The organism is Legionella jordanis (assembly GCF_900637635.1).
GTDB classification, from domain to species: Bacteria; Pseudomonadota; Gammaproteobacteria; order Legionellales; family Legionellaceae; genus Tatlockia; species Tatlockia jordanis.
The window spans coordinates 1,457,501-1,483,560 of sequence record NZ_LR134383.1 but is presented as its reverse complement, the minus strand read 5'-3'; the positions used below and the strand labels follow the sequence as shown (position 1 = coordinate 1,483,560).

The window sequence follows — 26,060 nt, the reverse complement described above, 5'->3', positions numbered from 1 at the left end:
CTGGCTCCTCCTGGTGTCCATGCAATTTATCATTAGCCTTGCTAATGCTACACCTTTGATAAAATCCTTTGACAATTCAATCGCCTTTGCCCTGCCAGCTTCTCAGCAGGTTTTTCAACTGCCGCAACAGGCAAAAAAAATGTTGCAAGATAACTTGCCTGTAGCGAAACCCTCTGAAACCCAGTCTGCCACTACAAAGTGGTTCCTGAAGATGTCATATTATCTTTGTATTGCCTTGGCTTTAACTGGAGTCATACCCGTAATAGCATTGTTTATTGAACATAATTTAGCTGGCCTCCATGCTCTGGCCAATCATTTTAAAAAGTGCAAAGATTATTGCCCTCGAGTGGCTGTAATCATTCCTGCATGGAATGAAGCCATGGTGTTGGAGCACACCATTCACATATTGTTACAGATAGATTACCCCCTCTCAGCATTGCGCATTTATATCATCGATGATGGGAGCACAGACGCCACAGCAGACATCTTGCAGAAAAAATCACAAGAATACCCTGAACAGGTTTTTTATGTTCGCAAAGAAGGCGGGGGCATGGGAAAAGCCCATGCCGTGAATTATGGCTTAAAAATTGTTTTGAATGAGGATTGGGCACAAGCAGTGCTGTTCATAGATGCCGATGTCTCCTTTAAAAAAGATGTTTTACGAAGACTGGTTCGCCATCTTGCTGATCCTGAAGTAGGGGCTGTAACCGGTTATATTAAAGTAGGAAATCGCAATACAAATTATATTACACGTTCCATTGGTTACGAGTACATCGTATCTCAATCCATCGCGCGAAGAGCACAAAATGTTTTAGGAGTGGTTGCCTGTCTCGCTGGAGGAGCGCAGCTGCATACGCGCGAAAATATCCTGGCTTTGGGCGGCCAAATCAATACCACGACGTTGGCAGAAGATACCTACACAACTTTTGCCACTCAGACATTGGGAAAAAAAGTGCTTTATGAAGGAAATGCCTTTGTCTATGCAGAAGAACCCAAAACCATCATTGATGTTTGGAAGCAGCGTTTTAGGTGGGCGCGAGGCAATATACAAATAACCAAAGCATTTAAAAACGTCTGGTTTCGCAAGAACAGCAATCTAGGCAATCTACTTTTTGGCATCATCTGGTTTTGTGTAATATTAACCCCAATAATCATGATACTTTCCGCCATAGGGTTAGTGGGTCTTTTTTTCCTCAGTAAAGAACATTCTGCCCATATTTTCTTTTACCTTGCCTCACTAAGTCTCTTTGTTTACTTGTACACCACACTGTATGCCATCATAGTGGACAGGAAAACCTCTCGTCTGTCCTGGCTTGAAGGAATACTTTATCCCGGGATTATTTCTTTGAGTATTTTACTCTTCTCTATTAATCCTGAATTTGTTTTAAGGCAACTTAATTTACTATTCAACACCCAATCCTCAACCAAATTTAATACATTTATTCTATTGTTTATGGAAACATGGAGCGCCTTCTGTATGATTTGGGCATGGTTAATCTTTAGATTGGAATTTGCCGGGGTTTCCAGCAAAATAACCAATTTTCTATTATTGATTGTGGGCTACGGTCCCCTTCTATGCGCCATAAATCTTTCGGCTTATATTGCCGAAATTAAACGCCCAACGCTTAAGTGGGATAAAACTGAGAAAATAACGTCAAAACGGATTATTTATCCCCGCGCTTCACAACCGAAGGTGAAGTACGACTTTTCCAGGGCATTAACCCAAGATATACGACGCGAATACCGTTTTCTTTTCTGGCAAATCCTAAGTCTTTTGATCACTGGTGGATTATTCCTTTTATTTTATTTAATGTAAAAAATATGAGAACACTCAATATTTTACTTCTTATTTTTTTTATTCAAGCTACCGAAGCAGCGGAACCTATTTTTTGTGATGTTACTAAAGGCTTGGAATTAATCAATCAGGAAAGCTATTTGTCATCACAAATTGAAATGATTTTAAAAAGTTGCGATCGGGTCGATCCTAATAATCCATCTGTTTTACTGCTTCATGGTCTGCTTGCTCGCAAGAAAGCGCTGCAGGATAAACAGCAATATGCAATTGCAATTGATTGGATAAAAAAAGCTCAGAATGCCGCTCCTCAAAATCTATCCATCTCATTGGAATTAGCAGCCACCTATCAACAAGCGAATGAATTGTCCAAGGCAAAATCGCTCTATCAAAATATCTTGTCGCAAACCCCTAACAATCGCGCCGCCCTGCTCGGATTGGCATTCATATATCGGGTTGATCAACAGTTTAAGGAGGCAGCAACCATTTATCAAAATTTGCTCATTGAGAGTCCTCATGACGTTGAGGCCCTTAATGGTATGGGTTGGATTAAAACGGCAGAAAGGGATCTGTCTTCGGCAAAATTTTATTTTACTGAAACCTTAAAGATTCAACCTGAAAATACAGAGGCTCTAATCGCTCTGGATAAGATTAAACAAACTCAACTGCAGCAATCAGGGCAAGCTATATTATGTGATGTGTCTAAAGGATTGATTTTACTGAATCAGAAGGAGCCTCCTTTTCCAGCCATCAATGAAATTTTGACGAGGTGCTCTTTAAACAAGATTGAGAACTCCGATACGGATTTATTGCATGGTCTATTAGCACGTCGAAAAGCTGAAGCGAACAAAAAATATGACGAGGCCATTTCTTGGTTAAATAAAGCCATGCACTCAGCAGCCCCTGATAATTTCAATCCCGCACTTGAATTGGCCGTTACTTATGAATGGGCCAACCAATTTGCTAATGCACAAGCAATCTATGAGACCATTCTTAAGCAGAATCCTGAGCTTAAAGCCGCATTGCTGGGAAAGGCAAGAGTATTACGGCTTGAAAAAAATTACTCAGCCTCCCTGCTGATATATCAACAATTATTAAGTAAAAATACCAAGGATATCGATGCACTGAATGGACTTGGATGGCTTAAGCTCTCAGAAGGAGATTATCACTCCGCTGCAGAATTTTTTCACACTACCCTAAGCATTCAACCCATTAACAAAGAGGCCTTATTAGCTCTTAATCAGATAAAAGAAGCCAAATTGCAACAGGAGAAGCAGGCATTAACCTGTCAAGCCGCACATGGTTTAAAATTACTCAATCAAAGTAACCCCCCGTTTCAAGAGATTGAAGCCATTCTTTCGAACTGTGAAAAAGAAAAGATTGAATATGCTGAAGTTGCATTATTAAGGGGCTTATTAGCAAGACATAAAGCGCAAAGCGGCAACAGCAATTACGAACATGCAATTTTTTGGCTACAAAAAGCCATGCACTTAGCTGAAGACAGCAATATGACTCCTGCTTTAGAATTGGCAGTAACCTATGAATGGGCTTCTCAGCCGAAAAAAGCTCAACTTATTTATGATCTCGTGCTTAGAAAAGAGCCGAACAACAGGGCTGCCCTTTTAGGTGAAGGACGGGTACTTAGACGTCTTGAGCTCCTGGGACAAGCAAGTGTCGTTTATCAGCAGTTATTACTGAAGAACCGCAAGGATATAGAGGCCCTCAATGGACTGGGCTGGGTTGCCTTAGCAAAAAACGATTTCAATTCGGCAAAAAAAATTTTTCAAAAGAGCATATCCTTAGAACCCAATAATCAAGAAGCGACACTTGCAATAAAACAAATCAAGGAAACCGAGCTGCACGCGCAATTAAAACAGTCCATGCCGCCCTCATTATGTGAAGCGGATAAGGGTCTGGTCTTACTCAATCGAGAAAACCCAGCTCTAGCTGAGATAGAAAGGTTGTTGGCACGTTGCGATCAGTATGCAGCGAACAATACCTCTACCTTAATGCTTCATGGATTATTGGCAAGATACCAAGCCAAAAAAACCCAACAACAGGAATACTTTAGAATTGCACTTGACTGGCTGGAAAGAGCGCGAGAGACGGCTGAACCAGGAAATATCAATCCCGCATTGGAACTTGCAACAACATACGAATGGGCTGGAGAACCGAAAAAGGCTTTAATTATTTTTCAGCAAATACTAAATAAACATCCCGACAACCGTACAGCCCTATTAGGGAAAGCAAGAGTTCTTAGGGCTTTATTCCAAATACCTCAAGCCATTGGCCTGTACCAACAGTTATTACGCAAGAGTCCAGATGATGTTGATGCTCTAAATGGTCTTGGCGAAACCTTCATGAGTAATTACCAATTGGCTGAGGCAAGAGGCGTATTGAATGAGTCATTGGCTAAAAACCCAAGCAACTTGCAAACTCTAACAGACCTGCAAACACTCAATCAAACCACGAGAAATATTTTAGGGCTTACTCAAGGGCATTATAGTGTTCCTCCCAATACTGCAGACGGTGTCAATTTATTTTACTTTCGAAACTTGAATGCCACAGATGCATTGACACTATATGCCACACATAATAATCGGCAAATAGAGAGCAACTTTGGTGCCGGCCCTACTTTATTGCCCAATAATAGCCTTCTGCTGGGGTATCAGCGCATTATACCTAATCGTTATGGTTGGGAATTAAGTTATGATGCTCGCCAACACAATGCTCGTCCCTTCGAACATCGAGTTTTTGGCTCAACGAATTGGTTTGTTTTACGTAATTTGGAATGGTTTAATGGCCTAAGATTGGTTTTTCCAATGCCATGGACTACAAAACTTTATATTTCGGGCTTAACCCTGCACACAAACTTACCAGTTAATGTCAGTGTTACCGGTTTTTGGTCAGACCAAAAAATCGGCGGCCATAACTCATCCTATTCTCTTGATTTTAGTAAAGAATTTAATAAACGATTATTCTACAACGTTGGGCCTTCTTATCTTGTGGATCAACAAAGCTGGGAAGTTCATGGAAGGCTCATTTTGCCAGTCTTTAAATCCCAGGCTTTGGTTGCTGAGGCTTCCCACTATTTTTTTAACCGAAGTACCTTCATTATCGCTGGTTGGCGGATTTATTGGGCTTAATAACTCAGGGAGGGAGAATGAAAATTTTAATCACTGGGGCAGGAGGAGCAGCTGCAATAAGTGTTTGGAAAAGCCTTAACCAAGAACATGAACTTTATATGGCTGATATTGATCCTTGCGCAGCAGGATTGTATTTGGTACCTGCTGGACAAAGAAAAATTATCCCCCGAGGTGACTCGAGCGATTTTATTCCCAGACTTCTCGATGTTTGTCGACTAAATCAAATTGAGCTTTTGATTCCGACAGTTGATGTTGAACTGCTTCCTCTTGCAATGCATAAAACAGAATTCAGCAAGCATAATATTCAGGTACCAATCAGCCCAGAAAAAGCATTGAACATTTGTCGGGACAAATTTAAATTACTCAAATTTTGTGAGGACACTGGTTTTACCCCTTCCTTTTTTTTACTCAACAAAGAGGGTCTTAAAACAAAAATAAATTACCCCTGCTTCGCCAAACCGCGCTTCGGTTCAGGTTCAAATGGAGTCCTGACGATATATGACAAAAATGCACTCTCACAATTACCCATGGATGGAAGCTATTTAATCCAGGAACTTCTTCCTGGGCAGGAATTTTCAGTTGATGTGTACATTCAAAGCAATGGGCAAGCACTTGCCTCAGTACCTCGTTTAAGGCTTAAGATTGACTCAGGCATTGCAGTTGCCTGCCAAACCCGAATTGATCAAACACTCAGCATGATGGCTCTTGAAATTGCTAAAAAAGTTGGGATTACTTATGTCGCTAATATTCAATTCAAGGCAAACTCGAAAGGTGAATATAAACTGTTAGAAATAAACCCCCGTTTTCCAGGCACATTACCCTTAACTACGGCTGCGGGAATTGATATCCCAAAATTGCTGATTAAAGATATTCATGGGGAGTTATCTGACTCAGCATTATTGCCTTTTAAAGAATTAATGGTGGTGAGGTATTGGATTGAACAATTTATACCCATAAGTGATTGGCAAACGTTATGTCAAAGCTAAATCTTTGGTTGATAAGGCATGGTGAAACCGAGGTTAACACAGGCATATGGAGCACCAAACCTGCTGAATCCTGTTTGACGCCTTTAGGCAAGAAGCAAGCCCGCTATATTGCTACAAAAATCATGCAGCAACCTGATTTACTGATAGTCTCACCCCTACAACGTGCAAAGCAGACTGCCCAATACCTGTTAAAAAGATGGCCGAATACAGAGCTAAATATATGGCCAATCTATGAGCATATCTATCTATCGCCGGTTCGCCTGAGCTATTTGGATCCCTTATCGAGAAGAAAAGAAATTGAACTGTATTGGAGCAGGCTAGATCCGAACTATTGTGATGGTAAAGATGCAGAGTCATTTGCCTCGTTTCTTAAAAGGGTGGCTAATTTTCATCATCAGATCCGGAAATTACAGGGATTTATTGTGGTGATTGGTCATGGGCAATTTCTCAAAGCGTACCAGCTAGCACTCACCCAGGGTTTTCATCCAAATGCTGAGTGGATGCAACTATTTCGCCAGCAGGAAACCAGTAATCCAATTAAAAATGGCGAAATTATTGAACTCATATTCGAATAAACCTACAGCTTGGGCCTGGGAAGCAATGATGTGTAGGATGCTTAAATAAATTTACAACCAAAAAACTTGAGACTATATTTTTATTAAAGTAAATATTTTATTTGGCTGTCGTTGTAGATTAAGGGAGTAATCGCTTGAAACGACTCTTTAGAATTTTACTAATTGAGCCCGATTATGGAATCGCCCGAACCATCATGCGCTGCCTTGAAGAACAGGCTGAAGTTACCCATGTGACTGAAACGAATCGGGCTAAAGAACGAATTGCAGCCAATAACTGGCATTTGGTCATTACCGATATCAATTCTCCCGAAGTAAATGACTTAGATATTACGCAGATGGTTAAAGCAGTTGATCCCCATACCTCCATTATAATTATTACCTCCAATGTAAAGGTTGATTTCATACTCACTGCGATGCAACATCATGCAGATGGCTTGTTTTTCAAACCAATAGATGAAGTTGAGTTCACCAGCCGAGCTATACAGTTAGCTGAGGAAGCCAAAAATAATAAAGAAAAAAAGAAAAAAATCGTTTTGGCCATAGGTGCTCATCCAGATGATGTTGAATTCGGATGCGCTGGAACTTTAGCTAAGCTTCGGGCTGAAGGGGCTCGTATTAATATTTTGACTTTAAGCCTAGGGGCAGTCGGCGGGGATCCAGCCATTAGAAAAAGGGAGGCCGAGGAAGCTGCCAAAATGCAGGAAGCCCAACTGTTTTTGGGCAATATGAAAGATACAAAAATAAGCGACACAAGTGAAACGATAGAATTTATTGAAGAAATTATCAATCAAGTTAATCCCACTCATGTCTACACGCATGCGTATAATGATAGTCATCAAGATCATCGGTGCATACACCGAGCGACACTCACCGCGAGCCGCCAAATTTCCAAGTTATTTGGTTATTTATCTCCGTCCAGTACCGTTGACTTTAGGCCAAATATTTTCATAAACATTGACCATTTCATAGACGACAAGCTAAAAATCCTTTCCCTATTTAGAAGTCAAATTGACAAGAGGCCTTATTTGCGGCCCGAAATAATTGAAGCTACCGCTCGTTATTGGGGACGATTTTGCAATTATCATCTAGTGGAACCTATGGAAGTAATTAAAGAGCATTATTAAATCATGGTGAATTCCTTAGATAAGAGAAAGGATAGTCACCGAAGCTTAAAATGGCAAAGCAGCTAGTAAATAGACTAAATCAGCTGCCGACTGGCCATTCTGGCAAATAAACCATTATGGGCCATTAGTTCGTCATAAGTACCCGACTCCACAATTTGCCCTTGCTCCATAACTAAGATGAGGTTCGCATGTTGAATGGTTGACAAACGGTGTGCTATAACCAGGCGGCTGATTTTTAACTCCTCCAAACTCTTGCTGACCATTGACTGACTTAAATTATCTAATGAACTGGTCGCCTCATCAAAAAATAAGATCCTTGGTTTTTTTGCCAGTGCTCTTGCAATTAAAACCCGTTGTCTTTGTCCTCCAGAAAGTGTCCCTCCTCGTTCTGAAATAATGGTATGTAAGCCCATTGGCATTTTTTTGATGTCTTCAGCCAGCCCCGCCATTTCCGCAGCTTGCCAAACCGCTTCGAAACTTAGTTGTGCTGAACCTGCAATATTCTCAAACAAACTGCCCGGCATAACCAAACTATTTTGCAGCACCACTCCACATTGTTCTCGTACTCTTTGTAAATTCAATTGTTTCATGTCGTGGTCGTCGAAAAAAATATGCCCTTGCTGAGGGCTTTCAAACCCAAGCAGTAAACGCAATAGCGTGGATTTGCCCGAGCCAGAAGGCCCGCAAATCGCCACATACTGCCCGGGCTCTATAATAAAGGATACATCTTTAACCACTGGCTGCTCTTTTGAGGAATAAAAAAACGTTAAGTGATCGACTTCAATTTTTCCATTTAAAATAGCTGGATCGGTTTTTCCTGCATGTATTTCTGGTAAACACTCAATAATTGGGGCTGTTCTTTTTAGTAAAGGAATGCTGTGGAGCAGTTGGCTAAGAACGTTCGTTAGTGAGAGCATCCCAGCAATGAATTGTCCTAGAGCGGCATTAAACGCAAGGAAAGCACCCAAACTCAGTGCGCTTTCACTTTTTAGCAATTGGGCAAAAATAATCACGATGAGAACGGGCATACTAAAAGCATTTAAACTGGATAGCAGTGCATGGTACCAATTGACCTTATAAGCAGTACCTTTAATTTCGCCATTTTTTAGAGCCCATAAAGAAAAAACTGTTTTTTCTCGTCCGCTACTTTGAATTTTTGCTACCCCATTTAACAGTTGGACAATCATGCCCGAAAGCTGCCCTTCAAGTGCCTCCATGTTTTTATAATTAAACAGCTGCGTAAAACTAATCAGCAAAGTGTAGGTTGAAATGATAAAGCCGAATGCAGTTGCTATTAATGCAAGTTTGGCATCGTAGTAAAACAATAATGCAAAGCTAAGTACTGAAAAAATACCGCTTAGAATGGAGTTAATGACGACTCCTTCTATGATCCGTCGAATACTGCTTGCTCCCAAAGCTCTTCTTGCCAGTTCCCCACTGCTAAACTGACGAAAAAAATTGGCTGGTAGACGAATCAATCGATCCCATATAGCAATATCAATGTTTAGATTGAGCTTACTGCCAATTCGAATGATAGCCATCGCGCGAGCTAATTCAAATAATCCTGCTGCACAGGCTGCAACCAGCAATGCCATTAGAATTTGTTGCAACTGTACCATATTCCCTGCAGGCACCACCTGATCGAATAGTACGCCTGTAAACCAGGGTACCGCCAGACTCATTATGGCAGCCATAACACCCATGATTAATAAGCGTGTGATATCCTTTCGACACCCTCTAAAAGCAAATGCAATGAGTTCTCGTAGCTTGAGCTTCTGTTGAGGGAGAGAACAATACAGTTGCCAGCCTATGGGATTAAAGGATTGAGCTTCCTCTTGGCTGAGTTTCTTTTTTAAGCCCTGTTGAGGATCAAATAAAATTAAACTGCCTGCCTCTTGGGGAAGTGCAAGATAGAAGATATTTTGTTCCTTTTTCTGTAACAATAAAGGGTGGGTTCCAAAAAGCCACCATTTTCCTTTGAGAGAAACCTCTCTCATGGGTAAACCAATTTTTTGGGTTAATTGCTTTAAATTAGTGGGTTGAAACGATTCAGGAATATCAATTTGGTAATACTGCGCAATATAGCGAACGCAAATTGCCAAGCTTGCATCAGGCTCCCCTTGGGGAATGTATTTCCTGTTATAAATGATGGTGAGCATTTGAACAAAAGCACGTTTAAGGAAACTACTCTCGTTCTTTTTTCTTTGTCGAATCCGTGCCCGCTCTTCTTTATGTATGAATTTGGTGGTTTTAATCAATAAAGGCCAAATGACTTCCTGAAATGAAATCCGGTTTTGTTTGAAGTTTTCAACAAGGCTTTCCCTAAGCAGTTGAACATCAATTTGCTTTAAATATTGCGGCCTTAGGAACTGTGTAAAATGCTGTGCCCAATTGAAAAATTTCTGAGGAAACGTGGCCGCAGAGATGTCTGCTTCCGATAATTCAGTCACCCAAGTTTCAGGAAGCGGTGAAGCCAGTAATTTCCAGCCATTCTCTTTTAGTAAAGCTTCTGCAAAACCTAATAGCAACTCGCCGCTTTGTAAGCGAAACAATGGATAACGTTTGTCTGTTTCGATTCCAGTTGTCGGAATTAAAAACAAATCAACAGCCCCAGCTTGTATGAAGTAGTTCATAGAAGACTTAAGCAAATCGAATTCTTTTGAAAGTTGAATAAGCCCCTCTGAGTTAGCCATATTTTAAGTCTCACTTGCCAATAAACGACAATAAGTACCTTGTCGCTGCAGCAATTCTTGATGAGTACCTCGTTCCACTACTTTGCCATTGTCAAGAACAATGATTTCGTCTGCATCGCGAATGGCACTTAACCGATGAGAGATAATTAACAAAGTACAACCCAGTTGACGAATGTGACTGTCGATCATTTGCTCCATGTAGGCATCTAAAGCAGAAGTGGCCTCATCAAGGATTAAAATACTCGGTTTTTGTAGCAATGCTCTTGCTATTTCCAATCTCTGCCTCTGCCCTCCACTAAAATTGGAGCCTCCTTCAGTAATCATACTTTCATAGCCCCCAGCGCGCTGCCCGGCAATGACATCATGCATAAATACTGCTTTGGCCGCATTGAGAATAGCCTCGTCTTCAATGGTAGAATCCCATAAGGTTAAATTGTCCTTTACACTTGCCTCAAATAAATTGATGTCTTGATCCACCCCGGTAATAGAGCGGGTTCTTAGTTCATTAGGAATATCATTCAAAGGCATACCATCGATCAAAATTTGGCCAGACCAGGGTTGATAATGACTCAACAGCAGTTTGCCAATGGTTGATTTACCACTTCCTGAGCCTCCAACCAAGGCGAGTCTTCTGCCCGGTTTGATGTCCAACGAAAAATTTTCAATCAATGGCGAAGACAATGGACTGTAGCCAAAAGTGACCTTTTCAAACTGCACATGCCCAATTAATTTGACCGGCTTTTCCGTTTTAGTCCGAGAAGGAGAATGATAACGCTTAGCCATTTCATGATCCGTTACATCCTTTACCCGCACCAAATCGGAATTTATTTCCTGAATTTTACCAATCATTAAAATCAGTGAGTTGATAGGCTGACTAAAGTTACCATATAGCAATTGAAAACCCACCACCGTTCCTATGGTTAACTTCCCCTGCATAATGAACCACGCCCCAAGGCCAAGGATAAGAGCCGTGGTTAAAGCATCAATGGCCTGAGGTAAGATGGCCATGCTCTCGCGGGTAACATTTAATTGTTGTGTACTAATTAGATAGTTGGCATGAAGGCCAAAAAATTTCTGGAAAAAATCCCGTTCAGCGCCTGAAGCCTTATAAGTTTCAATCATTTGTAAACCACTAATGGCTGAACTTAAAAGATTGTTAACTGCCTTTGTTTCTCTGGCACTTAAATCAGTCCTTTTCCTATTACTTGCCAGTAGAATAACCAAGTTAATACCACTTGAAATTAATACCACGAGAGCAAGAGGTATACTTAAGAGTAACAGGATAAAAAAATAAATAAATGCCAGCAACAAATTAACCGCATTGACGCCAAATTGTTGCGACACAAGCGCCGCGATGGAGTCACTTGATTGAAATCGACTTAAGATGTCACCTAAGTAACGTTGGCTAAAAAATGATTGCGGTAAACGCAGTAAGCGCCAAAAAAATGTAGAACTATGGACTACAGATAATTTACTTTCAAGCCTTGAAAGCATCAAACTTTGATACCAAGTTAAAAGCCCTTTAAAACAGGCAGCGATAATTAAACTGATTAAGACTGGTTTTTGCCAGGCAGTCATTTGCTGAACCAGGATTTCATCAATAAAAACCTTAACCAAACCTGGAATTGCCAATCCAGGAATAGCTAAAGCTAAAGTTGCCAATATAATGAAAATGACTGCATTTTGTGATTGACTAAGGCGATGGACCAACTGCGGTAGTACTTTTGGCCTATGCCCGTATTTGATGAAACCGGGCCCAGGTTTAAGTTCAAGAAAAACTCCAGTGAACCCTTCATCAAATTCCTCCCAACTTAATACTCTTGGGCCAAAGGCAGGATCATTAATGAAAATTTTCTGCCCCTTTACGTCCTCTAAAACCACAAAATGATTAAACTCCCAATGAATGATGGCAGGTAAATGAAAATCGGTGACGTCTTCGGGCTCGAGGCTATAAGCTGAAACCGTGAGACCATGTTTTTCCGCAGCGAGAACAAGATTATCAGCCCTACTCCCATCACGAGAGACTCCACAGTCACTACGTAATACGTCCAAAGGAATCCAGCGGCCATAAAAGGCCAGAACAATTGCAAGAGCAACTGAGCCGCACTCCACTGATTCGAGTTGTAATATGGTTGCTGTTTTATTTCTGCGACCAAATAAGCGAGCCATGGTCAATCCATTCCTAAAAACTGTTTAACCGTTGGTATAACCAGGGTTATCGGAGGCTGAGTTTTTACAATAATATCAGCGCTGCACAAAGTTCCATTAGTAATGCTAATATCGGGGCCTTGAGAAGTTGTCCATTTGTAACCACTCATCGTATTGGCCTCAATTAAATCAATACGAATGTAAAGTTGCGGTCCTGATTTTGAAAAATCTTCGACTAATTTTTCATTAGAAAGAACAGACATCATGCTACTTTGGCTACTTGGAAACTTCGCCACATCCCTTACTACCCCAACAATGCTGCCATACTCCTGCTTTTTTACAGTACTGGGAACCACTTGAGCCGCCATACCAGGTAAAATCAATTTTCCTAAGGCAGCTGGCACATAAACAGCAGCATCGATGTGCTCGGAGGAAGGCTCAATATCCAAAATTTTCATCCCGCTCTGGACAACTTCACCGGGTTTACCCAAAACACTGATGACTTCCCCATCGACGGGACTGACGACTACACTGCTTAATGTCAGTCTTTTTTCAATTGCACTTAACTCAAGACGCGTTTGTAAAATCTTATTTTGAAGTTGGCGAAACCGTTCTTGGTTCGCTTCCGCGCGACGTTTCATTTCGATAACGCTTTCGGCCATTTTTCTGTTGATTTCATCTCGATCTTGAAGATCTTTGTAATATCTTGCCTTTAAATCCGCTAACTCCTGACGTGAAACAGCCTTGCCAACCACTTTCTCGCGCTCTTCTATTGCTTGCTTTAGATATTGCAAATGGAGCGTGACGTTTGACAGATCTTTTTGCCAATTTTGTTGGAGGACTTTGTTATTTTCCTGATCCAGCTTGAAGTCATTTTGGATGAATTGTTGAAGGTCTGTGAGCTGATTTTGTAAGGTTGCCAATACCTCCTTTTTATTTTCAAGCTCAAGATTTAACAGGGAAAGTTTGAGTTTCGCCAAAGGCTGGCCTTTCTTAACGTGATCACCAACTTTGACCTCAATGCTTAATAATCGACCTGTTTCTTCCGCAATAGCATCATATATCCTCTGTCCGCCACTGATTAAAATGCCATTTCCTGAAATTCTCGTATCAACCTGCCCATAAATTCCCCATAAAACGATTAAACCCAGTAGAAGAATAAGTACTAAAAGAATGAGCCAATTCATTGGCGACACAAGACGAAACAAATTATCCAGCTTTTCTGGATTATTTAATCTACTTAGGCTTTTCTCACGAAATAATTTGGACATTGGGCGGGTCAAAGGGCCTTTAAATTTGAGTATATACCTGATTTCGCAGTATTTCTAATGCGAACAAACCAGGGTCTTCTTATTTTTTGGATGACGCCATTACTGCGCCATCCAGATTGCAAGATCATCACAAGCAATGTTTATTTGGATATTTGCTGCAATAATTTGCAAAATAAAACTTAAGAGCCGAGCTAAAAATTTTGGGTTCCTGTTCCATAAGAAAAATGCGTTCAGGCAACAGCTCAGTATAATTAGAAAGCTTTAACAGCCTCTGATAAAACATGCCTGCTGATGGATAAAACCATTTACTTAAAAATGGCAAAATAAGCTCAGGATCATTGCTGTTGTAGCGTTCTTTTATATCTGCCATCAACTCCTTCATCACTTGATAATTATTGGCAAAATAATGGTTGCTATTGTCGGTACGCAAAAGCAACATGCTTTGTTCAGACGGTGCATTCTTATTGCCCACATGGATGTTTAAAGAAATGACCACTCCTTCAGCATTCTCCACGAAGAACGTTTTGCCAAGTAATAATTTTCCATTATGCTCTTTTAGATAGGTTTGCAAATAATCAATTGCGGCATCATTAAGTGGATCAAAATAACTTTGAAGGTTATAACTGATAGCATAGTCGGTCTTTGGATCGTAGCCACAAATAATCAACGTATTGTAATAAAAAAGATCGTGTTTAATGGCTTTTGAAAAAAAATCATCTATGGTTTTGGCGACTTCATCACAATTTAAAGTTGAGTTGTTGAGTTTGCCATGAATCCTAACAATTTGGGTCGGGTATTCATGAGTGCGTGTAAACATTTCAGGGTGTTTAATAATGGTCTGTAAGTTGCTGTCTTTCTTGATAATTTTATATTTAGATGAAGAGATTTCCTGAGAGTAAATGTGACTGGATTCCGCACATGCAGCCAAAGAACATACAAAAAGAAACGCGCTGAGTAATTGTTTCATAATCAATCCTTTGAAAAATGAAATAAACTCTCCTAAATAACTAGAGAGGGAAAACAGCACATATTCATTATAACTTGCTTTTATACAATACAAAATGGAATTTATGTTTTCTGAATGTGTTAAATAATTACGATACTTCTTATTAGGGCTCTCTCAGAGAACTATTTTGAGCTAAACTTAAAGAAATGAGCGTTAAAGATGGGAATTTGTATGGATGCTAACGATTATCATGTTCTACCCAATAACCAGGATGGCGGCTGGGATATAAAAAGAGAAAGAGCCCCTCTAGCCATTCGACATTTTCACCGACAAAGAGAAGCGGTTGCTGCTGCAAGAAAAATGAGTCAAATCGCCGGTACTGATTTATTTATTCATGGGAAAGATGGCAAAATTCACCTACACGATGGAGATTCTTTTTCTAAAAAAGAATCCACTTCTACAGCGGATTCAAGCAGCAAAGAATATTAAGCAATTTTTTTCCATTCTCGCGCCAGATTGCTGTCTTTCTTCTCATGAACCACTAATAAAATACCTCCCGATTTAATCTCAGCTTCATAATTCTTAGCGGTCTCCTCAGGTATCCCCCAGCCTATCAGTACACCGATTAAACCGCCTGAAATGGCACCCATTCCCAGGCTAGCCAAGGCGGCAGTTAACGGTCCCGCTACGATAAGACCTAATCCAGGAAATAAAACAGTTGTGCCAATAGCAGCAATTGCGCCAATGGTCCCCCCAATTGCACCGCCAATTGCACTACCAACAGCCACATCGATTTCCTTGGGCGGTGATTGCAAAGCTTGCTCGGGAGATTTCAAGAACTTTTTCTGGGTTTCATCCGACATAATTATATTGACGTCGTCCGGTTTATAACCCAGCTCAAGGGCTTTACTGTAAGCAAGTTCTGCCTCTTCCTCACTCGAAAAAATAGCTGTCGTAAATCGACTGATTTGTTGCTCTTCCATGATAATCCTCTTTCTGCGATATTAAGATCTATAGTTCCAAATGAAATTTATTTCCATCCTAGGAGATTAATTCATGCTTAACAAGGCGTTCCAAAAATCTTCGTTAATATTTTTCTTTTCAATAGCCTATGGTTTTGCTGCAGATATTGATCATTTAAGAGGAAGTAGGTACTGTGAAATTTTAGTTAATGAAAACCGCTTGAATTTGGCTGTCTATAATAGCATTGGGATTAATGACTGCCCTGAAGACCTTTGGAATAAAATAGACATTCAATGTGTGAAAACACAAACAGGGGCATCATTCGCTAAATTGAATGGACCTCGTTATTGGGTAATTGATGGTTTGCTGAATTCAAAGCTGGCTTCACCGGAGGTACAATCCATTTGCGGACTAAAATTGCGTAAAGCTGGAGTATTAAAATTAGGGCTTTCCGATATTATGTTAAGTTCTCAACCTTACAGAGGACATACTGTAGACAGACATACAACCTGGATTTACAAAGCTGGGCAACCTATTTATGAATTAATAGATCCCTCCGGTCAAATTTTTGTAATGCAATCTTATAGCATCGAGAAACAAGCCCAAACTTTGGATGGCCTCCAAAATTTAAACAAAATACTAAAATTACCTCCTAATTGGCAATTCCGTAGTCGTGTACTGCAAGAAGACAAACAATTGCCTGCAGTGAATAACAAAGCAACGGTTGTGCAGGATGAATTATTTAATACTTATCAATTGGCACCGCAAGATTTTTGAGAATGGTATTGGTGCATTATTTTTGAGTTTTCTCTAAACAAGGTTAATCTTTTCAGATAAAATAGATTATTTATTAAACTAGTAGAACTCACATGCCAGTTTCTCATATTTTACTAGCTCTCCTTGTTGCCATAGTTTGGGGCATTAATTTTCTTTTTGTGAAGCTGGGACTTGAAGAAATTCCCCCGCTGCTTCTATGCACCTTGCGTTTTACCTTAGCCAGCATCCCTGCTATCTTTTTCATAAAACCACCGGCCACCTCTTTTAAACTAGTGGCCTCTTATGGGCTATTTATGTTTGCCCTGCAGTTTTCTTTAATGTTTCTTGGAATGCATGCAGGCATGACCCCGGGAATGGCCTCCCTGCTCATTCAAGTTCAAGTGTTCTTTAGCATGTTTTTTGCAGCTATAATCTTGAAAGAACAACCTAATCCCTGGCAAATTGTTGGTGCTTTAGTTTCCTTTATGGGGATTGCTGTCGTTGCGTTCCATTTAGATCAACACATTTCATTAGCAGGGTTTATCCTCATTTTAGCCTCTGCTGCCACTTGGGGATTTGGCAATCTGATGACCAAAAAAGCAAAAAACGTAAATATGATGGCTTTAGTGGTCTGGGGAAGTTTTGTAGCTGTATTTCCCATGCTGATACTCAGTTTATCTTTTGAGGGCCTTCATACTATTGAGGAAAGTCTCTCTAACTTAAGCTGGCGCGGAGGAAGTTCGCTGCTTTATATTGTTTATATATCAACATGGGTTGGCTATGGCGTTTGGAACTGGTTAGTCAGCCGTTACCCTGTTGGAGCTGTTGTACCCTTTACCCTTCTTGTCCCAGTAGTCGGTATAATCAGCTCAATCCTGATTTTAGGCGAATCCTTCCATCTTTGGAAATTGGTTGCTTGCTTATTTGTACTCGGTGGCTTGTGCATCAATATTTTAAGTGTGAGAGTTTTGGCTGTGAGAGGACGAAAATTGTTGCAAGAAGAATGCTCTGGGTAATTTAATGAGTTTATTAACAGGTTTTGAACCTTTTTAATAATTCTTCCAAAAGATCATGCTCCTCTGTGCTTCCACCAAATCTCTAGAGCTTGAAATATACTGCGCCTAACCACCCTTTAAGGATCATCTCAATGTGTGCAATATGTTTTCCCCTGCGTCAGAGGGATTTTTAAGTGGAAGATTGGAATAAATCCTGAGGGGTTAAGCTTCGAAAAAAAATCGAAGTAATAGCGCTCTGGTGATTGAGCCGCAGAAGAATAGGCTTTGTCTCTAATCCATATTTATTTTTTTTCCTTGCCATAACTCTCTATTTCCCCATAAGTTCAATCGCCAGGCATTAAATTCAATTATATTTTTTGAATTCATCATCAGGTTAATATCCTTACCAATATTTTGTAGATACCATTTAAATGTTTTTCTTGCCTCATCATCTTCTGGAGATACTTCAAACATCAGTTTTTCCGAGCCGAATTTTTCAATGAGGGCAAAAATAACATCTTTGCGCCAGTTATCAGGGTCTGCTATTCCTTCTGTAATTCCTTCCGATTCCACCATGAGCATGAATGCGCCCGCATCAAGGAATTGCTGGGCTTCTTCGAGCAAACGCGCGGAAGTTTTACTGGCTGTAATGTGCTTGCGATAACCAAACTCCTGAACTCCTCCTCCAACTCCAGACATAATTGTAACTTCCGGTTTGGCCTTCATACCGAGCGCTTCAATTTTTTGTATAATTTTAACTTGATCCTCCAGTTTAAAATCTTCAGCATGTTCAAACATTCCGCTTGAGACTTCAATCACATCAAAGCCCAATTCTTTACTTTCACTGAGATAATCATCAATATGAGGTGATTGCTGAATCAAAACTCTCTCCAAAAAACCTCCAGTATTAACATAGACTTGATGCTTATGAGCAAGTTCAATGAACCGTTTTATTATTGCCTTTGTCATAAGGGCTTGAACTCCACCGGCAAACTTAAGGCCATCAATATAAAAACCCCATGTTTCAAGCAGGTCTTGCCATTGGCCCACAGTAAACGCTTCGTAATAAGCCCCGCGAACTTCAATCAGGCCAGTCGTTCTCGGCTTAGGTGGCAGCGCCGCTAAATCAACAAAATCAAAAGCTCTTTCAAACTCAAGACTCATTACTGCCTCCTGATGGGTATCTGGCGAGTAAATTAAACTGTTAATGCGACTTTTATCCAACCATCTTTTCGTAAGTCAAATTGTTTATAAGCCTCCAAAATATCAGTAAGTGGCTCTTGTTGCGTCAGAATTCCGGTTGGGTCGATTAAGCCGGCCTCGACCATTGCCAGCAATTTGGGAATATAGGCCCGATGAGGGCAGTTACCCATCACCAGTTTTAAATTTTTGTTCATGGCTTTACCAATTGGATAAACCTTAAAATTTTGTGGGTATACTCCGATGATTGAAACAGTTCCACACTTTGCAACCAAATCCACAGCTTCTCTTAATGTATAACTGGGTGCATTACCTGGGATCCAGTTTGGGCCATCATTTCTAACAGCAGGAACCAAATTACTAAGCTCTTCCTCGAACTCGCCTTTCTGCTTGGCTGCTTTTTTAGCGGCAGGACCTTTTTCAGGGGCATAGGCATCAATCCCAACTGCATCAATGACCACATTTGCCCCTAAACCATTGGTTAATTCTTTGACCATTGCCAAAGGTTCTTCCTCATTAAAATTAATGCATTCAGCACCTTGTTTTTTCGCGAGATCAAGACGGGAAGGAATTGCATCAATAGCAATAATTCTTGATACGCCCCGAAGTTTACAACTGGCAATCGCAAATTGCCCTACGGGTCCGCAGCCAAGAACGACAGCAACATCTCCTGTTTTAGCACCAGCAATATCAACAGAAAAATAGGCCGTTGGAAAAATATCGGATAATAAAATTGCCTGATCATCTCTCACGCGATCAGGTAATTTCACCAGATTGTGATTGGCAAATGGCACACGAACGTATTCAGCCTGGCAACCTTGCAAAGGACCTGTCATTTCCGGCCCACCAAAAAAGGCCGTCCCTGCTTCCGGCCCATTAGGATTTGCCTGATTGCATTGGGAATAAAAACCCAGGTGACACATTTCACAATAACCACAAGCAACCGTGGAAGGAATAATCACCCGTTCGCCTTCGCGAAAATTTTTAACAGCTGAACCGACTTCTTCAACGACTCCCACGGCCTCATGACCTAGAATCGTTCCTTTCTTCATTGGTCCAACTGTCCCTCGAATGAAATGCAAATCAGTTCCACATATTGCTGAAGTGGTGATTTTAACAATGGCATCGTAATCGTCCTGGATAGTAGGTTTACTCACTTCTTCAAAACGAATATTGCCAATGCCGTGATACACAAGCGCTCGCATACAACCTCCTGTCATAACAAATCGCCTTTTTCAAATTACTCCCTTGCATGAGATTCAAATAATTTAATCATGGCTTCATTAAATTTAGGAATATCATCTGGCTTGCGGCTCGTAACCAATTGCTCATCACATACGACGGGTTCATCAACCCATTCGGCTCCGGCATTGATTAAATCTTGTTTGATGGATGACCATGATGTCAATTTATGTCCTTTTGCCACCTCACCATTGATAAGCATCCAAGGTCCGTGACAAATTGCAGCGATAGGCTTATGTTGTTCATTCATTTGTTTGACAAAAGAAGCTGCTTCGGGAAAAGTTCTTAATCGATCAGGATTAATCACGCCACCTGGTAAAAGCAATGCATCAAAAGATTCTGGATTGGCTTGGCTCAGAGGTACGTCGACAGAAAACTCATCCCCTTTCTCAAAGTGATTCCATCCTTGTACTTGATTTGCCTCAGGAGAAACCAGAAAAGTTTCAGCACCCTCAGCCTCTAGAGCTTCTCTTGGTTTTTCCATTTCTACTTGCTCAAAACCATTAGCCGCTAAAATAGCCACCTTAAGTCCTTTCAAACGGTTCATACATTGTCCTTTAAATAATGGGTCTTTTTTTTAGTATAGTCCCTTACCAAGTATGTAGGCTCAAAGCGGGGAAAACAGTTGCTCACTCGTTAAAATTCTAACACCTTTATCGAGTAATTCTGATTTCAAATTCTGAAAAACCAAGGGATTAAGAGGGTAAGTGGCATCTTCAATAAGGCAACAGGAAAAACCCTCTGCCAAGGCATCTTTAATCGTGTGATAAACACAAATGTCCGCGCACAGGCCACAGATGTATATTTCGTTTACTTTTTTTTCTTTTAAATATCCACTTAGTCCAGTAGATTTACGATGCTTATTGTCGTAAAAGCCACTGTAACTATCAATTTCCGGATCCGTTCCTTTGCGAAAAATGGTTTCTACCCTATCGCTCTCCAATTTGGAATAAAATTCCGCTCCTTCTGAACCTTGTATACAATGATCTGGCCAAAGTACTTGTTCAATGCCATGGAGCATAATGGTTTCAAAAGGTTTCTTGCCGGAGTGATTCGAGGCAAAAGATTGATGGTTTCTTGGATGCCAATCTTGAGTTGCGATTATCAAATCAAATTGCCTTTGCAATTGATTAATGATTGGAATAATCACCTCACTGTGGGGAACCGCCAAAGCACCGCCTGGCATAAAATCATTTTGTACATCTACAATAAGTAAAGCTTTCATAAAAATTTTCGATGCTGGTTCAGTAATTCATCTCGTTCCATTTTCAAGGCGCTACTTAAACCCACTTTATACAGATGAGGGTTGTCGAAACGTTTATACTCATCAGGAAGTTGTTTAAAACGCAATTGGAAATACTGTTGTATCTCTTTTAAGCTTAGATTTTCTGTTAAGTCTTTGCCATTTTCCATCACTTTGTTCAATAAAGCTTCCTGTTGAAAACCCGTTAGACTTAAGGATTTCGTCATGTCGTATGGATGAAGCATCATGTCAACGGCCTCTTCTTTCTCAAGAGCAATCACATCGGCTCCCAAAAAAAGATTGTCGCGATTTAAAATTCTTAAAACTTGTTTTCTATCCGGCAAAGTGATTTTTGAAAGATTATCTGACAGTTTAATTCTCGATTTGTAATTAGCCATAGAAAGTTTATACACACCATCCAAAGCTGCATCGGGGTGTCCGGTGACTAAATTTGTCCCCACACCGAAAATATCGATGGGTGCACCTTGTTCCATAAGACTCTTAATGACATGCTCATCCAGCTGATTGGAAGCGATAATTTTGACATAATCTAATCCGGCATCATTTAGCATATGTCTCGCCATCTTAGCTAAATAGGCCAAATCTCCGCTATCTAAGCGAATTCCTTGAAGACGATGGCCATTTTTTTCCAGTTTTTTCGCAACTTTAATCGCATTGGGAATGCCACTTTCCAAACTATGATAGGTATCTACAAGGAGCACACAATGGTCAGGCCATATTTTTGAAAAATCCTCAAAAGCCTCAAGCTCCGAGTCATAGCTTTGAATATATGAGTGAGCCATCGTTCCAGAAGTTTCAATATGATAATCCCTTCCTGTACAAAGATTACTGGTGGCATCAAATCCACCAATAATAGCTGCCCGGCTAGCATAATAGCCACCTGGACCTTGTGCTCTTCGCAAGCCAAAATCCACTAAAGCACAGGAATCAGCAACATATCGTATTCTGCTCGCTTTTGTAGCAATAAGTGACTGAAAATTGATAATGTTTAACAATATAGTTTCAATTATTTGCGCTTCTATAATTGTGCCTTCAACCCGAATGACTGGGCAAAGGGGAAAGATCAATTCTCCTTCTTTACAAGCATAAATATCTCCTTTGAAGCGAAAGTGCTTGAGATATTTCAGAAATTGCTCGTTGAATCCTTGCTCCTTTAAATAATTGAGATCTTCCTCATCAAAGTGAAAATGCTCCAATGCATGCAGTAAATCTCTTAGCCCTGCGAAAACGGCATACCCTCCATCAAACGGTAACTTGCGAAAGAAATAATCAAAAACAGCTTTATATTCCCCATGTCCCTTTAAGTAATAAACCTGAGCCATCGTTAATTGATATTTATCCGTATAAAGAGCTGTATAATCGAACATTAGCTTAAGATTCCTTATGGTCGGAGCACGTTGGTAGCCAAGAACAGTTTAATCATTAATTATTCGAAATGAATGACTTTAGTGCTTTCCATCCTAATTTTATAAATACGCTATTATATGTTTTTCAAAAGGTTATACAAAGATTTTTTCAGTATGATTGAAGTATAGTCATTGAGTTTACGATATACGCATTGACGCACTGAACAAAAAACCTAATTGAGGTTTTTCCTTTACTTGCGGTATGAAGTTATACATGCCATCAGTACTTAAATCATTTTATGTACTTTTATTTTTAAACACCCAATGGGGTCTTAGCTCGGCAAAAAACTTTCATTTTAACGATTAACAAAATTGAAGTCTGTCATTCATATCTTTGCAATAAGGCTGGCCTAATAAGCACTATAATTAAAGAGAGGCAGCAGTATGTTGAAACTGGCTGCTTTTGAGTCGCGGACTGACGCTGTGTCTTGTCGAGTTTGTTGATGGAGATGCTAGAAATGGAGTATAAATTATGGCGTCTGCCAATTTTAATCTTGGGATTGGTTGTTTCTACATTTAGCTATGCTCATGGCTATCAACGATACTGGGGCGGAAACGTCATTATTATAAACACCCCTCCTTTTGGAGGGTATTACAACAATTATAATCCCTATTATAATTCTTATAATTATCCTTACTACAATCCCTATTACAACCCCACATATAATCCTTACTATTATTATCCAAGATATCGTTGTTTAACCGTTCCAAGATGCTACCCATCCGGCTCCTGCAATTATCAGAATCAAGAGTGTGGATACTACTAGTTCAATTAAACCCTTTCATCTAATACGCAGATCACTTGTATATCCCTACTTCTTAATGATTTAAATGGATTTAGGCTGCTCTATTGCTTTGTTCATCCACCACCCTCAAATTTCCTCAGGAAAAATCGTTCTCCATTGATCAATTACCTGAATGCCGCTAAAGATTACAAGAGTATAAAGCCCATAGCAAAGCAAATATTTATAAATGCACAAGTATATTCGTTCAAGATTTTATGCTGTGTGCTGGTATCCAGGTGCAGGATCGACATGAGTTTCATTGTAGTTTGAAACCACATTTGCCGTTGCAAGATGAGTTAGGAAAAGGAAATGATGGCATCCGAACCAGTAACAGCTGTAATTCTTATGTTAGAAGATGTCTAAGAATTTTTAATGCCATTGTTAAAGCCTTGTCCTATCGGATTTTTAAGTGGCTAAGAATCGTAAAAATAATCCGGGCTGGTTGTTGGCTTAGTGAATGTAAGCACCTCAACGTGGAGTACAAAACCACGAGGCTTTTTGATGAAATGAATGCGAATGAGAGTGCAAAATCAGCATGCCAGGCGAGAAAAATGGGTAAAAAAAAAGCGGCTTAATAGCCGCTTTAGGAATAAAGCCCTGGCGATGACCTACTTTCACATGAGGAAGCCTCACACTATCATCGGCGCTGGTCTGTTTCACTTCTGAGTTCGAGATGGAGTCAGGTGGTTCCAAACCGCTATGGTCGCCAGGAAAAACGTTGTCCTGCTGAGCAAATACCCATGTTAGGGGATATTCATTCATCAGGCTGGTAAAGATAAATATTAGGGCAACACAAGCTTGCCAAGCCTTGTCTTTGACTTGCCACATAAAAGCTATTCAGGTTATATGGTCAAGACAATCAGCCAATTAGTACGAGTTAGCTTCACACATTACTGCGCTTCCACACCTCGCCTATCAACGTCGTAGTCTTCAACGGGCTTCATGGGAAAACTCATCTTGAGGGAGGCTTCCCGCTTAGATGCTTTCAGCGGTTATCCCGTCCGAACTTAGCTACCCGGCAATGCAACTGGCGTCACAACCGGTACACCAGAGGTTCGTCCACTCCGGTCCTCTCGTACTAGGAGCAGCTCCTCTCAATTTTCCTACGCCCACGGCAGATAGGGACCGAACTGTCTCACGACGTTCTAAACCCAGCTCGCGTACCACTTTAAATGGCGAACAGCCATACCCTTGGGACCTGCTTCAGCCCCAGGATGTGATGAGCCGACATCGAGGTGCCAAACACCGCCGTCGATATGAACTCTTGGGCGGTATCAGCCTGTTATCCCCGGAGTACCTTTTATCCGTTGAGCGATGGCCCTTCCATACAGAACCACCGGATCACTAAGACCTACTTTCGTACCTGCTCGAGCCGTCACTCTCGCAGTCAAGCACCCTTTTGCCTTTACACTCTTGGTACGATGTCCGACCGTACCGAGGGTACCTTTGTGCTCCTCCGTTACTCTTTGGGAGGAGACCGCCCCAGTCAAACTACCCACCATACACTGTCCTCAACCAGGATTACTGGTCCAAGTTAGAACCTCAATAATGACAGGGTGGTATTTCAAGGTCGGCTCCATGCGAACTGGCGTCCGCACTTCATAGCCTCCCACCTATCCTACACAGTCATCATCAAAGTCCAGTGCAAAGCTGTAGTAAAGGTTCACGGGGTCTTTCCGTCTAGCCGCGGGTACACTGCATCTTCACAGCGATTTCAATTTCACTGAGTCTCGGGTGGAGACAGCGTGGCCATCGTTACGCCATTCGTGCAGGTCGGAACTTACCCGACAAGGAATTTCGCTACCTTAGGACCGTTATAGTTACGGCCGCCGTTTACCGGGGCTTCGATCAAGAGCTTCTCCGAAGATAACCCCATCAATTAACCTTCCGGCACCGGGCAGGCGTCACACCCTATACGTCTTCTTTCGAATTGGCAGAGTGCTGTGTTTTTAATAAACAGTCGCAGCCACCTGGTCTCTGCGGCCCTCACCAGCTTCATTTCGCATGGAAACTAACCAGCAAGGGCGTACCTTCTCCCGAAGTTACGGTACCATTTTGCCTAGTTCCTTCACCCGAGTTCTCTCAAGCGCCTTAGTATTCTCTACTTGTCCACCTGTGTCGGTTTGCGGTACGGTTCTCTATAAGTTATGGCTAGCAGCTTTTCCTGGAAGCTTGGCATCAATGACTTCCCTGCACCCCGAAGGGTCAGGACCACTCGGCACCTCAGCGTTAATGAGAAACCGGATTTGCCAGGTCTCTCCGCCTACATGCCAGTACCGGGACAACCAACGCCCGGCTCACCTAGCCTTCTTCGTCCCCACTTCACCACTTATAAAAAGTCCAGGAATATTAACCTGGTTCCCATCGACTACGCTCTTCAGCCTCGCCTTAGGGGCCGACTCACCCTGCTCCGATTAACGTCGTGCAGGAAACCTGGGACTTCCGGCGAGAGGGTTTTTCACCCTCTTTATCGTTACTCATGTCAGCATTCGCACTTCTGATACCTCCAGCACACTTCTCAATGCACCTTCATCAGCCTACAGAACGCTCCCCTACCACGTGCACTAAGTGCACATCCGCAGCTTCGGTGTATGGTTTTAGCCCCGTTACATCTTCCGCGCAGGCCGACTCGACCAGTGAGCTATTACGCTTTCTTTAAAGGATGGCTGCTTCTAAGCCAACCTCCTGGCTGTCTGGGCCTTCCCACATCGTTTCCCACTTAACCATAACTTTGGGACCTTAGCTGGCGGTCTGGGTTGTTTCCCTCT

General features: G+C 41.2%; 19 protein-coding genes and 2 rRNA genes (1 of these 21 cut by a window edge). 9 read left to right on the top strand and 12 right to left on the bottom strand.

Annotated features, from left to right (window positions below):
• Positions 1-19 precede the first annotated feature (19 nt).
• The 5 genes from EL203_RS06640 to EL203_RS06620 all read left to right on the top strand — a co-directional run bounded on the left by EL203_RS06640 (position 20) and on the right by EL203_RS06620 (position 7,623).
• Positions 20-1,816, top strand: coding sequence for a glycosyltransferase family 2 protein (locus EL203_RS06640; protein ID WP_165481221.1), 1,797 nt, complete (start codon positions 20-22; stop codon positions 1,814-1,816).
• Positions 1,817-1,821: 5 nt separating this feature from the next.
• Entirely contained in the window at positions 1,822-4,938 is a 3,117-nt protein-coding gene (locus tag EL203_RS06635; RefSeq protein ID WP_058471057.1) for a tetratricopeptide repeat protein, read from the top strand.
• A 17-nt stretch (positions 4,939-4,955) separates the two neighbouring features.
• Complete coding sequence (locus tag EL203_RS06630; protein ID WP_058471058.1) at positions 4,956-5,924, top strand: ATP-grasp domain-containing protein; 969 nt, start codon at positions 4,956-4,958, stop codon at positions 5,922-5,924.
• Positions 5,912-6,499: a histidine phosphatase family protein gene (locus EL203_RS06625; RefSeq protein ID WP_058471059.1), complete on the top strand. Its 588-nt coding sequence runs from the start codon at positions 5,912-5,914 to the stop codon at positions 6,497-6,499. The genes EL203_RS06630 and EL203_RS06625 overlap by 13 nt, the downstream gene beginning before the upstream one ends.
• A 134-nt stretch (positions 6,500-6,633) precedes the next feature.
• A complete protein-coding gene (locus EL203_RS06620) occupies positions 6,634-7,623 on the top strand; it encodes a PIG-L family deacetylase (RefSeq protein WP_058471060.1) in 990 nt (329 codons plus the stop codon).
• Positions 7,624-7,697: 74 nt separating this feature from the next.
• On the opposite strand, the gene EL203_RS06615 is transcribed toward EL203_RS06620, so the two are convergent.
• The 4 genes from EL203_RS06615 to EL203_RS06600 form a co-directional block, all read right to left on the bottom strand.
• Complete coding sequence (locus tag EL203_RS06615) at positions 7,698-10,316, bottom strand: NHLP bacteriocin export ABC transporter permease/ATPase subunit (protein WP_058471061.1); 2,619 nt, start codon at positions 10,314-10,316, stop codon at positions 7,698-7,700.
• 3 nt (positions 10,317-10,319) lie between these two features.
• A complete protein-coding gene (locus tag EL203_RS06610) occupies positions 10,320-12,485 on the bottom strand; it encodes an NHLP family bacteriocin export ABC transporter peptidase/permease/ATPase subunit (RefSeq protein WP_058471062.1) in 2,166 nt (721 codons plus the stop codon).
• A 2-nt stretch (positions 12,486-12,487) separates the two neighbouring features.
• On the bottom strand, positions 12,488-13,735 hold the full coding sequence (locus EL203_RS06605; protein WP_058471063.1) for an NHLP bacteriocin system secretion protein: 1,248 nt from the start codon (positions 13,733-13,735) through the stop codon (positions 12,488-12,490).
• Between the two features lie 127 nt (positions 13,736-13,862).
• Positions 13,863-14,702, bottom strand: coding sequence for an Lpg0189 family type II secretion system effector (locus EL203_RS06600; protein ID WP_058471064.1), 840 nt, complete (start codon positions 14,700-14,702; stop codon positions 13,863-13,865).
• 210 nt (positions 14,703-14,912) lie between these two features.
• Between EL203_RS06600 and EL203_RS06595 the strand changes: the two genes are divergently transcribed.
• Positions 14,913-15,170 (top strand): DUF2188 domain-containing protein, encoded by a 258-nt coding sequence (locus EL203_RS06595; RefSeq protein WP_082647214.1) that lies wholly within the window; start codon positions 14,913-14,915, stop codon positions 15,168-15,170.
• Here EL203_RS06595 and EL203_RS06590 read toward each other — a convergent pair.
• A complete protein-coding gene (locus tag EL203_RS06590; protein WP_058471065.1) occupies positions 15,167-15,664 on the bottom strand; it encodes a hypothetical protein in 498 nt (165 codons plus the stop codon). The two genes, EL203_RS06595 and EL203_RS06590, sit on opposite strands and share 4 nt — an antisense overlap.
• Before the next feature lie 73 nt (positions 15,665-15,737).
• Between EL203_RS06590 and EL203_RS06585 the strand changes: the two genes are divergently transcribed.
• Together EL203_RS06585 and EL203_RS06580 are read left to right on the top strand one after the other, a co-directional pair.
• Positions 15,738-16,421 carry a hypothetical protein gene (locus EL203_RS06585; protein WP_058471066.1) on the top strand — a complete coding sequence of 228 codons (684 nt, stop codon included), beginning with the start codon at positions 15,738-15,740 and terminating at the stop codon, positions 16,419-16,421.
• A 92-nt stretch (positions 16,422-16,513) separates the two neighbouring features.
• Positions 16,514-17,416: an EamA family transporter gene (locus tag EL203_RS06580; protein ID WP_058471067.1), complete on the top strand. Its 903-nt coding sequence runs from the start codon at positions 16,514-16,516 to the stop codon at positions 17,414-17,416.
• Between the two features lie 270 nt (positions 17,417-17,686).
• Here EL203_RS06580 and EL203_RS06575 read toward each other — a convergent pair whose 3' ends face one another.
• Genes EL203_RS06575 through EL203_RS06555 form a run of 5 tightly spaced genes read right to left on the bottom strand, consistent with a single transcriptional unit; the run spans position 17,687 to position 22,468 of the window.
• Positions 17,687-18,559 carry a phosphosulfolactate synthase gene (locus EL203_RS06575; protein ID WP_058471068.1) on the bottom strand — a complete coding sequence of 291 codons (873 nt, stop codon included), beginning with the start codon at positions 18,557-18,559 and terminating at the stop codon, positions 17,687-17,689.
• A gap of 32 nt (positions 18,560-18,591) precedes the next feature.
• Positions 18,592-19,800 (bottom strand): zinc-dependent alcohol dehydrogenase, encoded by a 1,209-nt coding sequence (locus tag EL203_RS06570; protein WP_058471069.1) that lies wholly within the window; start codon positions 19,798-19,800, stop codon positions 18,592-18,594.
• A 35-nt stretch (positions 19,801-19,835) separates the two neighbouring features.
• Entirely contained in the window at positions 19,836-20,384 is a 549-nt protein-coding gene (locus EL203_RS06565) for a type 1 glutamine amidotransferase domain-containing protein (protein ID WP_058471070.1), read from the bottom strand.
• A 60-nt stretch (positions 20,385-20,444) separates the two neighbouring features.
• Complete coding sequence (gene pncA / locus EL203_RS06560; protein WP_058471071.1) at positions 20,445-21,062, bottom strand: bifunctional nicotinamidase/pyrazinamidase; 618 nt, start codon at positions 21,060-21,062, stop codon at positions 20,445-20,447.
• Positions 21,059-22,468 carry a nicotinate phosphoribosyltransferase gene (locus EL203_RS06555; RefSeq protein WP_058471072.1) on the bottom strand — a complete coding sequence of 470 codons (1,410 nt, stop codon included), beginning with the start codon at positions 22,466-22,468 and terminating at the stop codon, positions 21,059-21,061. Before EL203_RS06555 ends, pncA begins: the two co-directional genes overlap by 4 nt.
• A gap of 497 nt (positions 22,469-22,965) precedes the next feature.
• On the opposite strand from EL203_RS06555, the gene EL203_RS06550 reads away from it, so the two are divergent.
• Complete coding sequence (locus tag EL203_RS06550; RefSeq protein WP_126320103.1) at positions 22,966-23,274, top strand: hypothetical protein; 309 nt, start codon at positions 22,966-22,968, stop codon at positions 23,272-23,274.
• A 613-nt stretch (positions 23,275-23,887) separates the two neighbouring features.
• Here the strand turns inward: EL203_RS06550 and rrf are convergent.
• Both rrf and EL203_RS06540 read right to left on the bottom strand, forming a co-directional pair.
• A 5S ribosomal RNA gene (gene rrf, locus EL203_RS06545) occupies positions 23,888-24,003 on the bottom strand.
• Between the two features lie 135 nt (positions 24,004-24,138).
• Positions 24,139-26,060: ribosomal RNA gene (locus EL203_RS06540) — 23S ribosomal RNA — on the bottom strand (it continues 977 nt past the right edge of the window).